At 36.3% G+C, this 13,887-nt stretch carries 21 protein-coding genes; 20 read left to right on the plus strand and 1 reads right to left on the minus strand.

All coding sequences use genetic code 11. From position 1 onward, the window contains the following. The first annotated feature begins 16 nt into the window (after positions 1–16). The 19 genes from rplE to acsn021_RS01910 all read left to right on the plus strand — a co-directional run bounded on the left by rplE (position 17) and on the right by acsn021_RS01910 (position 10,997). Positions 17–556 (plus strand): 50S ribosomal protein L5, encoded by a 540-nt coding sequence (gene rplE, locus acsn021_RS01820; protein WP_184094570.1) that lies wholly within the window; start codon positions 17–19, stop codon positions 554–556. A 15-nt stretch (positions 557–571) separates the two neighbouring features. Next, positions 572–757, plus strand: a complete 186-nt coding sequence (locus acsn021_RS01825) for a type Z 30S ribosomal protein S14 (protein WP_161837430.1) — start codon at positions 572–574, stop codon at positions 755–757. A gap of 24 nt (positions 758–781) precedes the next feature. Beyond that, positions 782–1,183 (plus strand): 30S ribosomal protein S8, encoded by a 402-nt coding sequence (gene rpsH / locus acsn021_RS01830; RefSeq protein WP_184094572.1) that lies wholly within the window; start codon positions 782–784, stop codon positions 1,181–1,183. 50 nt (positions 1,184–1,233) lie between these two features. After that, positions 1,234–1,776: a 50S ribosomal protein L6 gene (rplF, locus tag acsn021_RS01835; protein WP_184094574.1), complete on the plus strand. Its 543-nt coding sequence runs from the start codon at positions 1,234–1,236 to the stop codon at positions 1,774–1,776. 18 nt (positions 1,777–1,794) lie between these two features. Continuing rightward, on the plus strand, positions 1,795–2,163 hold the full coding sequence (rplR, locus tag acsn021_RS01840; RefSeq protein WP_184094576.1) for a 50S ribosomal protein L18: 369 nt from the start codon (positions 1,795–1,797) through the stop codon (positions 2,161–2,163). 16 nt (positions 2,164–2,179) lie between these two features. Beyond that, a complete protein-coding gene (gene rpsE, locus acsn021_RS01845; protein ID WP_184094578.1) occupies positions 2,180–2,689 on the plus strand; it encodes a 30S ribosomal protein S5 in 510 nt (169 codons plus the stop codon). An 11-nt stretch (positions 2,690–2,700) separates the two neighbouring features. Continuing rightward, the gene (rpmD, locus tag acsn021_RS01850) at positions 2,701–2,883 is read left to right on the plus strand and encodes a 50S ribosomal protein L30 (protein ID WP_184094580.1); all 183 of its coding nucleotides are present in this window, start codon (positions 2,701–2,703) and stop codon (positions 2,881–2,883) included. Positions 2,884–2,910: 27 nt separating this feature from the next. Continuing rightward, a complete protein-coding gene (rplO, locus tag acsn021_RS01855; protein ID WP_184094582.1) occupies positions 2,911–3,351 on the plus strand; it encodes a 50S ribosomal protein L15 in 441 nt (146 codons plus the stop codon). Positions 3,352–3,354: 3 nt separating this feature from the next. Then, positions 3,355–4,683, plus strand: a complete 1,329-nt coding sequence (gene secY / locus acsn021_RS01860) for a preprotein translocase subunit SecY (protein ID WP_184094584.1) — start codon at positions 3,355–3,357, stop codon at positions 4,681–4,683. 224 nt (positions 4,684–4,907) lie between these two features. Then, entirely contained in the window at positions 4,908–5,552 is a 645-nt protein-coding gene (locus tag acsn021_RS01865) for an adenylate kinase (protein ID WP_184094586.1), read from the plus strand. A 356-nt stretch (positions 5,553–5,908) separates the two neighbouring features. Further along, complete coding sequence (gene map / locus acsn021_RS01870) at positions 5,909–6,664, plus strand: type I methionyl aminopeptidase (RefSeq protein ID WP_184094588.1); 756 nt, start codon at positions 5,909–5,911, stop codon at positions 6,662–6,664. Positions 6,665–6,717: 53 nt separating this feature from the next. Beyond that, a complete protein-coding gene (locus tag acsn021_RS01875) occupies positions 6,718–6,999 on the plus strand; it encodes a KOW domain-containing RNA-binding protein (RefSeq protein ID WP_184094590.1) in 282 nt (93 codons plus the stop codon). Between the two features lie 113 nt (positions 7,000–7,112). Continuing rightward, positions 7,113–7,331 carry a translation initiation factor IF-1 gene (gene infA, locus acsn021_RS01880; RefSeq protein WP_184094592.1) on the plus strand — a complete coding sequence of 73 codons (219 nt, stop codon included), beginning with the start codon at positions 7,113–7,115 and terminating at the stop codon, positions 7,329–7,331. A gap of 105 nt (positions 7,332–7,436) precedes the next feature. Further along, positions 7,437–7,550 (plus strand): 50S ribosomal protein L36, encoded by a 114-nt coding sequence (gene rpmJ / locus acsn021_RS01885; RefSeq protein ID WP_073285411.1) that lies wholly within the window; start codon positions 7,437–7,439, stop codon positions 7,548–7,550. Positions 7,551–8,002: 452 nt separating this feature from the next. Then, positions 8,003–8,371: a 30S ribosomal protein S13 gene (gene rpsM, locus acsn021_RS01890; RefSeq protein ID WP_184094594.1), complete on the plus strand. Its 369-nt coding sequence runs from the start codon at positions 8,003–8,005 to the stop codon at positions 8,369–8,371. A 53-nt stretch (positions 8,372–8,424) separates the two neighbouring features. Further along, positions 8,425–8,820, plus strand: coding sequence for a 30S ribosomal protein S11 (gene rpsK / locus acsn021_RS01895; protein WP_184094596.1), 396 nt, complete (start codon positions 8,425–8,427; stop codon positions 8,818–8,820). Between the two features lie 16 nt (positions 8,821–8,836). Beyond that, positions 8,837–9,433: a 30S ribosomal protein S4 gene (gene rpsD, locus acsn021_RS01900; protein ID WP_184094598.1), complete on the plus strand. Its 597-nt coding sequence runs from the start codon at positions 8,837–8,839 to the stop codon at positions 9,431–9,433. Between the two features lie 40 nt (positions 9,434–9,473). Then, entirely contained in the window at positions 9,474–10,433 is a 960-nt protein-coding gene (locus tag acsn021_RS01905) for a DNA-directed RNA polymerase subunit alpha (protein ID WP_184094601.1), read from the plus strand. A gap of 27 nt (positions 10,434–10,460) precedes the next feature. Continuing rightward, positions 10,461–10,997, plus strand: a complete 537-nt coding sequence (locus acsn021_RS01910; RefSeq protein WP_184094603.1) for a bL17 family ribosomal protein — start codon at positions 10,461–10,463, stop codon at positions 10,995–10,997. A 151-nt stretch (positions 10,998–11,148) separates the two neighbouring features. On the opposite strand, the gene acsn021_RS01915 is transcribed toward acsn021_RS01910, so the two are convergent. Next, positions 11,149–12,171, minus strand: a complete 1,023-nt coding sequence (locus acsn021_RS01915; RefSeq protein WP_184094605.1) for an AraC family transcriptional regulator — start codon at positions 12,169–12,171, stop codon at positions 11,149–11,151. A 324-nt stretch (positions 12,172–12,495) separates the two neighbouring features. On the opposite strand from acsn021_RS01915, the gene acsn021_RS01920 reads away from it, so the two are divergent. Next, positions 12,496–13,878, plus strand: a complete 1,383-nt coding sequence (locus tag acsn021_RS01920; RefSeq protein ID WP_184094607.1) for a PTS transporter subunit EIIC — start codon at positions 12,496–12,498, stop codon at positions 13,876–13,878. The last annotated feature ends 9 nt before the right edge of the window (positions 13,879–13,887 follow it).

The following is a 13,887-nucleotide window of genomic DNA, read 5'->3' on the forward strand; positions in this document are numbered from 1 at the left end:
GAGGAGGTCTCATAAGTTGACTAGAGTAAAAGAATTATATTTAAATGAAATTATGGATGGCATGATTAAAAAGTTCGGCTATAAAAATAAATTAGAAGTGCCTAAATTAGATAAAATAGTTATTAACATGGGTGTTGGTGAAGCAAAGGATAACTCCAAGCTTTTAGATGCTGCTGTTAAGGATTTGGAAATCATAGCTGGACAAAAGGTTGTTGTTACAAAAGCTAAGAAGTCCGTTGCTAACTTTAAACTAAGAGAAGGAATGCCTATCGGTTGTAAAGTTACCTTAAGAGGCGAAAAAATGTATGAATTCGCTGATCGTCTTATCAATTTAGCATTACCACGCGTACGTGACTTTAGAGGTGTTAATGCTAACGCATTTGACGGAAGAGGAAACTATGCTCTTGGTATTAAAGAACAGGTTATTTTCCCTGAAATCGAATATGACAAAATTGATAAAGTACGTGGAATGGATGTTATCTTCGTTACTACAGCAAAAACAGATGAAGAAGCTCGTGAATTATTGACATTATTCGGTATGCCATTCAAAAAATAGTTAGGAGGGAATTCCATGGCTAAAACGTCAATGAAGATTAAGCAACAGCGTACTCAGAAATTCTCCACCAGAGAATATAACCGTTGCAGAATCTGTGGTCGTCCACATGCATATTTAAGAAAATACGGAATTTGCAGAATCTGCTTCCGTGAATTAGCTTATAAAGGACAAATACCAGGTGTTAAGAAAGCAAGCTGGTAGGAAACAAGGAAGGAGGCAAATTACATGACAATGAGCGATCCAATTGCAGATATGCTTACAAGAATCCGTAACGCAAATACTGCGAAACATGATACAGTAGATATACCTGCTTCAAAGATGAAAATAGCAATTGCTGATATTCTTTTAAAAGAAGGTTATATTAAAGGTTACGAAGTTGAAGAAGTGGATAACTTCAAAACAATACATGTTACATTAAAATATGGAAAAGATAAAAACGTTAAAATTATTACAGGACTTAAGAGAATTTCAAAACCAGGCCTTCGTGTTTATGCGAACAGGGATGAACTTCCAAAAGTACTTGGTGGTCTTGGTGTAGCTATCATCTCTACAAACAAAGGTGTAGTTACTGACAAAGAAGCTAGAAAATTAAACGTAGGCGGAGAAGTTTTAGCATTCATCTGGTAAGAGAATGCTAAAACTGTTCAGACCTGTTAAAAATCATAGGAGGTGCGGGCATGTCACGTATAGGAAGAATGCCTATCGCTGTACCAGCAGGTGTTACTGTTGATATTGCAGAAAATAATAAAGTGACCGTTAAAGGTCCTAAGGGAACTCTTGAAAGAGTATTACCCTCAGAAATGAACATTAAATTAGAAGGTTCTGAAATTATTGTAACAAGACCTAACGATTTAAAGAAAATGAAATCCTTACACGGACTTACAAGAACTTTAGTATCAAACATGGTAGTTGGTGTAACAGCTGGTTATGAAAAAATACTTGAAATCAACGGTGTTGGTTACAGGGCTGCAAAGGCTGGTAAGGAATTAACATTAACTCTTGGATATTCTCATCCAGTAGTAATGGTTGATCCAGAAGGCATTGAATCAATTTTAGAAGGACAGAATAAAATTACCGTAAAAGGTATTGATAAAGAAAAAGTTGGCCAATACGCTGCTGAAATCAGAGATAAGAGAAGACCTGAACCTTATAAGGGCAAGGGAATTAAGTATGCTGATGAAGTGATTAGACGTAAAGTTGGTAAGACTGGTAAGAAATAATTGGAGGTGTGAAATACAATGGTTAGTAAAGAATCAAGATCTAAAGTTCGCGTAAATAAACATAGAAAATTACGTAATCGTTTCACCGGAACTCCTCAAAGACCACGTTTAGCTGTGTTTAGAAGTAATAATCATATGTACGCTCAAATTATTGACGATACAGTTGGTAATACTTTAGTGTCAGCTTGTACACTTCAAAAGGATGTTAAGGCTGAACTCGAAAAGACAAACGATGTAGCAGCGGCAGCATACTTAGGTACTGTTATTGCTAAGAAAGCATTAGAAAAAGGTATAACAGCTGTAGTCTTTGATAGAGGTGGTTTCATATATCAAGGAAAGGTAAAAGCATTAGCAGAAGCAGCTAGAGAAGCTGGTCTGGAATTCTAAGCGAGGAGGAAAACACATGAAACGTACAATCGTTGATGCTAGTCAACTAGAATTAGAAGATAAAGTAGTATCAATCAAACGTGTTACTAAAGTAGTTAAAGGCGGACGTAATTTCAGATTTACAGCTTTAGTAGTTGTTGGTGACAAAAACGGACACGTTGGTGCTGGTTTAGGTAAAGCAACTGAAATTCCTGAAGCGATTCGTAAGGGAAAAGAAGATGCGATTAAAAAATTAATCAGTCTTCCAATCGATGAAAATGGAAGTGTACCACACGATTACCTTGGAAAGTTTGGTAGTGCCACTGTATTATTAAAACGTGCCCCAGAAGGTACTGGTGTTATCGCTGGTGGTCCTGTGCGTAACGTATTGGAACTTGCCGGATTCAAGAATATCCGTACAAAATCCCTTGGCTCCAACAACAAGCAAAACGTAGTTCTTGCTACAATAGATGGTTTAAGCAAATTAAAAACTCCTGAAGAAGTAGCTAAACTCCGTGGTATTTCTGTAGAAGAGATGTTAGGTTAGGAGGTGCCGAAATGGCAAATAAATTAAAAATAACTTTAGTAAAGTCTACAATTGGTTCAATTCCTAAACATAGGAAAACAGTAGAAGCTTTAGGACTTAAAAGACCTAACAAGACTGTTGAAATGCCGGATAATGTAGCAATCAGAGGCATGGTTGACCAGGTAAGACATTTAGTAAAGGTAGAAGAAATATAATACGTTAGCAAGTAAGGAGGTGTACTCATGAATTTAGCAGATTTAAGACCGGCTGAAGGTTCCAAACACAGCAATAACTTCAGAAGAGGCCGTGGACATGGATCCGGTAATGGAAAGACTGCAGGTAAAGGTCACAAAGGACAAAAAGCTCGTTCCGGAGCTCCTAGAGTTGGCTTTGAAGGTGGTCAGACACCTTTAATCCGAATCCTTCCTAAGAGAGGCTTCACAAACAGAAATACAAAAGAAATCATTGCGGTGAACGTAGATGTTCTGAATCGCTTTGAAGACGGTGCAGTAGTTACAGTAGAATCATTAATCGAAATCGGTATTATTAAGAACCCAAAAGATGGTGTTAAGATCCTAGGAAATGGAGAACTTACCAAGAAGCTTGATGTTAAAGTAAATGCATTTAGTGAAAGTGCAGTAGAAAAGATTAAAGCTCTTGGTGGAAATGCTGAGGTGATTTAGGATATGTTAAAAACGTTCCGAAATGCTTTTAAGATTAAAGATATCAGAAGTAAATTAGTGTATACTTTTTTCGCACTGATTATTGTAAGGCTTGGCTCCCAACTTCCTGTACCACGTATCGACAGAGAATATTTCTCCCAGTGGATTGGAACTCAGACTTCTTTAGGATTCTTTGATACTTTAACAGGTGGTTCTTTTACACAAATGTCAATATTTGCGCTAAGTATTACGCCATATATTACATCTTCCATCATTATGCAGCTCCTCACAATAGCTATTCCAAAGCTTGAGGAGCTCCAAAAAGATGGAGAAGACGGTAGAAAGAAAATTGCCGAATATACTCGTTATGTGACAGTAGGTTTGGCACTTATTGAATCAATTGCCATGGCGATTGGTTTCGGTCAATCAGGATTACTAGAGGGTGGAATGACATTCAACAATGTAGCTATTATTGTTGCATCCTTAACAGCTGGTTCTGCGTTTTTAATGTGGCTTGGCGAAAGAATTACGGAAAAAGGCGTTGGAAACGGTATCTCTATTATCCTTCTAATTAACATTGTTGCACAAATGCCAAATGATTTCACTAATCTATACAGACAATTTGTTAGTGGAGCTTCTAATGTTGTAAATGGTATTTTAGCTTCAATCGTTATTATCTTAGTTGTAGTAGCGGTTGTAGTTTTCATTATCATATTACAAGATGCACAAAGAAAGATCCCTGTGCAGTACGCAAAAAAGGTACAGGGAAGGAAAATGGTTGGCGGTCAGTCTTCTCATATTCCATTAAAGGTTAATACAGCAGGCGTTATTCCGGTTATTTTTGCCGGTTCTTTAATGCAGTTTCCTATAGTCGTGTCCTCTTTCTTAGGAGTTAGTCCGGCTAGGGCTTATTTTTGGCCTAAAGTATTATACTTACTTAATCAGAATACCTGGTTAAATTTCAGAGACTTGGGTGAATTTAAGTATTCACTTGGTTTACTGATTTATATTGCTTTGGTTATTTTCTTTGCTTATTTTTATACTTCTATTACATTTAATCCAATTGAAGTATCAAACAACATGAAAAAACAAGGTGGTTTTATTCCTGGTATCCGTCCTGGTAAACCAACGACGGAATACTTGACAAAGGTTCTGAATAATATTATATTAATCGGTGCTGTCGGTTTAACAATCGTAGCAGTGATTCCGATTTTCTTTTCTGGTGCATTCCGTGCACAGGTGAACTTCGGCGGAACTTCAATAATCATCGTTGTTGGTGTTGTTCTAGAAACAATAAAGCAAATAGAATCTCAGATGTTAGTTCGTCATTATAAAGGTTTTCTTAACGATTAACAGACATAAAGTAATTTGTAAAGGCGGGGCTCTGCTCCGCCATTTGCAGATTAAGCATATGTACTTAAGAGTGATTATCAGGGGTAAGAAGCAGAAGCATTATGGTGTGGAAGCAACGCCGACTGCATGGGCCAGACAATATACTTAAGGGATTTCATTTTCACACCAGAGTTTGTGCGAAATTCCAAGCACAAACCTCGATTAAAGATTTAGGAGGAGAAATTATGAAAATCATTATGTTAGGCGCACCGGGAGCAGGTAAAGGCACACAGGCAAAGAGAATTGCTGAAAAATATGGAATCCCCCACATCTCAACGGGAGATATATTCAGGGCAAATATTAAGAGTGGGACGGAGCTAGGTAGGAAAGCAAAAGCCTATATGGATCAGGGTTTACTGGTTCCGGATGAAATAGTTGTTGATATTGTTGTGGATCGTCTAAAACAAAGTGACTGTGCAAACGGTTATATATTAGATGGATTTCCAAGAACCATACCACAAGCAGAAGCACTTGATAACGCACTTAAGATCATTGAGGAAAAAGTAGACTTTGCAATTAATGTTGAAGTTCCCGATTCTTATATTGTTGAAAGAATGTCAGGACGTAGAGCCTGCCTAAACTGCGGAGCAACCTATCACGTTGTTAATATACCAACTAAAGTTGATGGAATCTGTGACGTATGCGGCAGTGAAATTGTATTAAGGGATGATGATAAGCCTGAGACTGTTTTAAAACGTCTTAAAGTATATCATGAACAGACGCAGCCTCTGATTGATTATTATAGCAAGCAGAACTTATTGATTGATGTAGATGGAACAAAGGATATGTCTGAGGTATTTCAGGCAATCATTATGGTATTAGAACAGTAACTGTTTACATAAGCTGTAGGTAAGTATTTAGCTCTTAGAACACTAAGACGGTAATAAAAGTACTTTAAAGCGAAAGTTAACCTTAAGCAATGACAAAATTAAAGAAAATTAGCATTTATTTCGATATAACTTCTGTCGATATAAATCTTGGATATAATATGGATAACCATGTGTATAATATGGTATAAACACTATTAATCAGATTTATTGATGGAATTTCCAGAGGGTAGGCTAAGAAATAAGAAGCATTTAAACATCCTGCTTGTATGTATAAAGTGCTATCATCACTAAGGCGCACAGATGAGGAGTTAGGCTTAAAAACTCTGGGAAGGAAATAAGGAATACAGGGAGAAAATATGTCAGTAACTATTAAATCAGAAAGAGAAATAGGATTAATGCGTGAGGCTGGTATTATATTAGCTACCGTGCATGAGGAACTGGAGAAGTTTATTAGGCCTGGTATTTCTACTTTCGATATCGACAAAAAAGCCAATGAATTAATTAAAAGTTTTGGATGCATACCTTCCTTTTTAAACTATAACGGTTACCCGGCTTCCGTTTGTGTATCAGTTAATGACCAGGTAGTTCACGGTATTCCGAGTAAAAAGCGCATCTTAGAAGACGGAGACATTGTTAGTTTAGATGCGGGTGTTATTTACAATGGATATCATTCCGATGCTGCCAGAACCTGGGCAGTGGGAGAAATAACAGAAGAAGCAAAGAAATTAATCGAAGTAACAAAACAAAGTTTTTTTGAAGGTATTAAACATGCAAAAGCTGGCAATCATTTAAATGATATATCCGCTGCAATCCAAGAATATGTAGAATCCTTTGGGTTTTCCGTAGTTCGGGATTTAGTAGGTCATGGAATCGGAACTTCCCTGCATGAAGAACCCCAGATACCGAATTTTCGTCAAAAAAGAAGAGGTATCCGTTTAGAACCTGGGATGACATTTGCAATTGAGCCAATGGTGAATGCTGGAAGATACGATGTATATTGGGAGGATGATGACTGGACAGTAGTTACTGAAGACAGATCCTTATCGGCTCATTATGAAAATACCATTGTTATTACAGATGGAGAACCAGAAATTCTCTCTATACGTAAATAATCTGGCAGGAACATTTGCCTGTTTCAATGAAAAAAACTATATGGAGATGGATTATGGTGGAAAAAAGTTTTGGCAGCATTGCCATATCTAAGGCTGGCCATGACAAAGGAGAAATTTTTGTCATACTTAAGTCTGACTCCGAATATGTATATTTATTGGATGGTATAGTTAGGACTTTAGAAAAGCCCAAAAAGAAGAATAAGAAACACATTCAAAGTGTATCTTATACGGACAGCAGTTTATTGGATAAAGTTGCAAAACATGAAAAAGTAACAAATGAAGATATAAAGCGTGCAATTAAGCTTTATAATAAAATGAGCAATCAAAAACAATAAAACCATTATGTTGGTCACAATCCTAGATAGGTTTTGATAGGTAATGGGAACAAAGCGTTAAAGTTTACCGGAATGTATTCGTAAACTTTCTTTGTATCATGGAGGTGACATAAATGTCAAAAACAGATGTTGTTGAAATCGAAGGAACCGTAATTGAAAAGTTACCCAATGCCATGTTTCAGGTAGAGTTAGAAAACGGTCACAGAGTACTGGCTCATATCAGTGGCAAACTTCGTATGAATTTCATTAAAATAGTACCGGGGGATAAAGTAACATTAGAATTGTCTCCATACGATTTAACTAAAGGTAGAATTATTTGGCGTGACAAATAATTTTAATAAATTTCAGGTAAATAAAAATGTTATTCTTTTACTTGATTTCCTATCATTATAGTGCTATAATGATAGACGGACTTTTTTTGAAAGGAGTGAATTACTGTGAAAGTAAGGTCATCAGTAAAACCCATCTGTGAAAAGTGTAAGATTATTAAAAGAAAGGGTAGTATCAGAGTAATCTGTGAAAATCCTAGACACAAACAAAGACAAGGCTAATAATCAATTGAAGAGCCGGCCGGCTGCGGCGGTCTTCAATGTTTATATATCATAGTTCTTGCTTTTTGTGTTACAATCTGCATTTTGCAATTGTGATATTGTGAACAGTTATCGTTGAATACATGAACATATGTAGGAGCTGCCTCTTAACTGATATCAGTTAAGCACAGTACTGACATATTATTGTGTTAAATTACATAATTGTTTTGAGTGAAGCGTCATTATCGTGAACATTCAGCAAACAGCAATAAACTGTTTGTCACAATTTAAAGCGGCTGGGCAATGAAACACTCGGCTGAGTTGTTCATTGCAATATTATTTTTTATTATTAGGAACATTAATTACAATAGAGTGAATAGAAAAGTATACATTTCACCATATAGCAGGCAGTGGTCTCTATATGATACAGAATAAACTCACTCTTACTAAAATCCAACGGAGGTGTATTACACATGGCTCGTATCAGTGGTGTAGATTTACCAAGAGAGAAACGTGTAGAAATCGGTCTTACTTATGTTTACGGTATCGGCAGAGTAAGTTCCAACCGCATTCTTAAAGAAGCAAATGTTAATCCAGACACTCGTGTAAGGGATTTAACAGACGAAGAAGTTGCCAGAATTCGTGACGTTATTGATGCAACACAACAGGTTGAAGGTGATTTACGTAGAGAAATCGCACTTAACATTAAGAGACTTCAGGAAATCGGATGCTATAGAGGAATCCGTCATAGAAAAGGCCTTCCAGTTCGCGGACAGAAAACTAAGACTAACGCTAGAACTAGAAAAGGACCGAAGCGTACAGTTGCAAATAAGAAGAAATAATGCAATGCGGTAAAATTGCATAGTAATTAAAATCCAATAGGAGGGTTTGTTAAATGGCTAAAAAGATAGCAAAAAAAGTGACTAAAAAACGTGTTAAGAAAAACGTCGATCGTGGACAGGCACATATTCAGTCATCTTTTAACAATACAATTGTTACTCTGACAGATGCAGAAGGCAATGCTCTTTCATGGGCAAGTGCTGGCGGATTAGGATTTAGAGGTTCTAGAAAATCAACTCCATATGCAGCTCAGATGGCAGCAGAAACAGCAGCTAAGGCAGCTTTGGTTCATGGTTTAAGAACTGTTGATGTTATGGTTAAAGGTCCGGGTTCAGGCAGAGAAGCAGCAATTCGTGCGCTTCAGGCTTGCGGTATTGAAGTAACCAGTATCAAGGATGTCACTCCGGTACCACATAACGGATGTAGACCACCGAAACGCAGAAGAGTCTAATAGGAGGTAAGTAACGATGGCAAGAGACATGGGTCCTGTTTTAAAAAAATGTAGATCACTTGGTCTGGAACCTGCATATTTAGGCATTAACAAGAAGTCTAATAGAACTTCTTCCAGAGCAGGTAAAAAGGTAAGTGAATACGGATTACAGTTAAGAGAAAAACAGAAAGCTAAATTTATATATGGTATTCTGGAAAAACCTTTCAGAAATAATTTTGACAAAGCTAAGAAATTAAAATATGGTACAACAGGTGAAAACCTGATGATTCTTCTTGAACTTAGACTGGATAACGTAGTTTTCCGCTTAGGTTTTGGTAGAACAAGAAGCGAAGCAAGACAGATTGTTGATCATAAGCACGTTTTAGTTAATGGAAAACGTATCAACATTCCTTCATATGTTGTAAAAGCAGGTGACGTTATTGAAATTAAAGAAAAATTCAAGAGCGCTCAAAGATATAAAGATGTATTAGAAGTAACGGCTGGAAGATTAGTACCAGCTTGGCTTGAAGTAAACCACGAAACTCTTTCTGGTACAGTTAAAGAGATTCCTTCAAGAGACCAGATAGATGTTCCGGTAAATGAAATGCTTATCGTCGAGTTGTATTCTAAGTAATCATTAATCGTATCATAATAACCCAAAAGGAGGGTCAATTGTGTTTGATTTTGAGAAACCAAAAATTGAAATTGCAGAAATCTCTGAAGATAAAAAATTTGGACGTTTTGTAGTAGAACCTTTGGAACGAGGATACGGTACAACCCTGGGTAATTCTTTAAGAAGAATTATGCTTTCATCCTTACCCGGTGCTGCAGTCAGTCAAGTTAAGATTGATGGCGTTGTTCATGAATTCAGTGCTATTCCTGGAGTGAAAGAAGATGTTACTGAAATTATCATGAACTTAAAGAGCTTAGCAATCAGAAATACCAGTGAGACAAATGAGCCGAAGACAGCTTATATTGAATTTGAAGGTGAAGGAATTGTGACTGCCGGAGATATCCAGGCTGATCCTGATATTGAAGTTCTGAATCCTGATCTGGTTATTGCAACATTGAATGGCGGCAATGACAGTAAACTGTATATGGAAATTACCATAACTAAGGGCAGAGGATATATTAGTGCGGATAAAAACAAGAATGATGATTTACCAATTGGTGTAATACCAATTGACTCAATCTATACTCCTGTGGAACGTGTTAATTTAGCTGTTGAGAATACCCGTGTTGGTCAAATAACTGATTTTGATAAACTTACACTTGATGTATATACCAACGGAACTTTAGCCCCAGACGAAGCTGTCAGCTTAGCTGCTAAGGTTTTAAGCGAACATTTGAATTCATTTATCGACTTATCTGAAAATGCCAAGACTGCTGAAATCATGGTAGAAAAAGAAGATAATGAAAAAGAGAAAGTTCTCGAAATGAATATTGACGAATTAGAGTTATCTGTTCGTTCTTATAATTGCCTAAAGAGAGCCGGTATTAATACGGTTGAAGAATTAACGAATAAAACTTCTGAAGATATGATGAAGGTACGTAACCTTGGTCGTAAGTCATTAGAAGAAGTACTTGCAAAGCTGAAAGAGCTTGGCCTATCACTTAATGTAAGCGATGACTAAAAAACAGAAGTCAAAGGAGGGTAAAAAATGGCAGGCTATAGAAAATTAGGAAGAACATCCAGTCAGAGAAAAGCGTTGCTAAGAAACCAAGTAACGAATCTTTTATATAATGGAAAAATCAGAACTACTGAAGCAAAAGCAAAAGAAATCCGTAAAATCGCCGAAGGCATGATAGCATTAGCTGTAAAAGAAAAAGATAATTTCGAAACTGTTACAGTAAAAGCTAAAGTTGCCCGCAAAGATAAAGACGGTAAAACTGTTAAAGAAGTTGTTGAAGGTAAAAAAGTAACTGTTTTTGATGAAGTTGATAAAACAATCAAAAAAGACAGCGCAACTCGTCTTCACGCAAGAAGACAGATGCTTAAATTCCTTTATCCTGTAACGGAAGTTCCTACTGAAGCAGCAGGAAGAAAGAGAAATACAAAAACTGTTGATGTTACAGATAAATTATTCGATGAAATAGCACCTAAATATGTAAGCCGTAACGGTGGTTACACAAGAATCGTTAAAATCGGTCAGCGTAAAGGTGACGCAGCTATGGAAGTGTTAATCGAATTAGTTTAATTCGAGTTTTCCTTAGATAGAAAGTAAGGGTATGTATCTTTATTAGAACATACCCTTACTTTTTTTGCTATATGTCAATATTTGAGGGACACTTTTTGAAAACTTACTCACGGTTAGCCTAAATTGTGTATTTTCAAGTGAGCTTAATATTTTATAGAGTACTATTTTTTCTAAATTCATGAGGACTGCATTTGTACTGTTCTTGAAATTTTTTATAGAAAAAGCTAACATTTTCATAACCAGATTCGTATGCGACCTCGCTGACTGGCATAGAGGTATTACTAAGATACTTGGCAGCATGTTTTAGTTTTTGACTTTGTACAAGCTGTTTATAGGTCATGCCGGTATTCTTCTTTATGAGCGTAGTAAGATAGTTGGGACTGAGATGGAAAAATTGAGATACGGATTCTAAAGTACAATTTCTAAAGTTAGTTTCTATATAACGAACAATGCTTAATATAGGAGCATTATTTGATTCTTTTTCTTCCTCCACCAATTGATTCTTGTATACATTAATAAGCTCTGCAACAATAAGGCTAAAAAGATTTCTTATGAAATCAGTTGAATTAACTGAAGGAGAAAAACATTCACAGAGAAGCTCTTTTGTAAACACCTGCGTTCTCCTACTATTTTCTGCTAAAAATAGTAGATACTTATTTTTTAGGCTCTTTGCATTAATCGCGCTAATAAAAAAGTGTGATAAAATACTGTCTGTAGAGAAGTGCTGTAAAAGATTCTCATGTAGATATTTTTTAGAAACAAGAAAGCTAATCATAATATCATTTTCATCAAGATAGCCAATTGAGTGGGGGACATAAGGCTCAACAATCAAAACTTGTCCTTCTTTTAATATAACATTTCTTCCGTCAATGTTTTGCGGACATACTCCTGAGTAAACATAGTTTATTTCAAAAAAATCATGGACATGAACCGGGACAGGGTTAAATCTCGAGTTTTTCTTAACGGATATTTCCAGCAAAGTTGAAATCCAACCATTGGTCATATTGTGACTGCTCATATCAGAGATGGAAGTAAAGTTTAAACAAGGTATCAAGGTATTCTCAATTTTCACCTTAGGAATGTCATTCCAAATGTCAATATTATGACCATGCTTATATTTTTCTTCGCTTTTACTTACTGTACGTAAAGTTTTATCTAAAGAATATAAATCCATTCTATTGTCCTCCTATTATACAAATGAAGCACACTCTATTTTTTAGTAAACGAATAAACTATTTCATATTGCAATGCTGCCATCAATCTGTGCGTGAAAAAAAATCAGGTATTGGCACTTTGTATAGGACAATTAATTTTATGTCCGATTAAGAAGCTTCAACCCCTTTACTATAACACATACTATAGTAAGAGTATAATATACAGTGTGAGTTTGGTCAATGCTTTGTTAGTGTATGGACATTACGGGACGGTGAGATTAGTGTTGAGATAGATTCATCACCAAGGTTCTCGTTAAGAGGCATATGGAAGCAGGAGGTAGGATATGGCAAATAAAAACTATACCCAGTTAGCAAAAGAAATTGTTCAAAAAGTCGGTGGTAAAGAAAATATTGTCAGTGTTGTGAATTGCATGACTCGTCTTAGATTTGTATTAAAAGAGGAGAACAGGGCAAAAGATGGGGATGTTAAAGAAATAAAAGGGGTTCAGGGTGTAATTAAACAGGGAGGACAGTATCAGGTAATTATCGGTACGCATGTAAATGAAGTAATAAAGGATGTACAAAAGGAAATTGGTGATTTACCACCAGTAGACAATCAAACGGATATGAAGTTAATGAAGGATGGAAGTACATTTAATCGACTGTTTAAGGTTATTACAGGTTGTATTATGCCTTCTCTGGGTGTAATGATAGCTTCGGGTATTATCAAAGGCTTACTTGCAGTACTAACTACAGTTGGCCTTCTTACGAATACAGATGGAACTTACCTGATTCTTTATGCCACAGCGAATGCAGCTATGTATTTTTTGCCTATTATTGTAGGCTTTAATGCAGGCAAAGTGTTTGGCTGTAACCAATATGTTACGGCCGTTATAGGTGCAGCACTTGTATATCCTGATATAATAGCAATAAAAGATGCAGGAACTGCAATATCTTTTCTTAAAATGCCAGTTGTTTTAATGAACTATACGAATAGTTTATTTCCAGTAATTCTAGCAGCGTGGTTTGCAGCAAAAGTAGAAAAGATAAGTAAAAAAATTATACCAACTATGCTGCAATTAATGTTTGTTCCAACCGTAACGCTGCTCCTTGCAGTTCCTGTAGCTTACCTGGCAATTGGCCCGGTTATGACTATAATATCAAACGGCCTTTCCGCAGTAGTTATGGCAATCTTTAATAACTTTCCGATTTTTGGTGGAATAGTATTTGGTGCCTTCTGGCAAGTCATGGTACTTTTAGGGCTTCATGCAGCTTTCATACCGGTATTGTTTAATAATTTATTTACTTTGGGTAGTGACCCTGTAAATGCAATATTAGGACTTACCGTATGGGCTTTAGCAGGTGTGTCATTGGGATATGCACTTCGTATAAAAGATAAAGAGAAAAAATCAATGGGATTTGGTAATATGGTATCTTGTCTATGTGGTGTAACTGAGCCTACCATATATTCCATTGCATTACCTAATTTTAAATTATTTATTGCCGCATTCATAGGCGGAGGTATAAGCGGAGGTATACTAGCCGGACTCGGAGGCAGAATGTATTCCTTTGTGGGGGATGGTTTCTTCCGAATACCGGCTATGATTAATCCGGAAGGATTAGATGTAAGTTTTTACGGCTTTTTAATATGCGCAGCTATTGCTTTTATCGTTTCATCGGTTCTTGCCTTTGTATTTGCAGGGAAAGAGACGACGAAGAAGGTATAAGAGTAAAAA

The organism is Anaerocolumna cellulosilytica, from assembly GCF_014218335.1.
GTDB classification, from domain to species: Bacteria; Bacillota; Clostridia; order Lachnospirales; family Lachnospiraceae; genus Anaerocolumna; species Anaerocolumna cellulosilytica.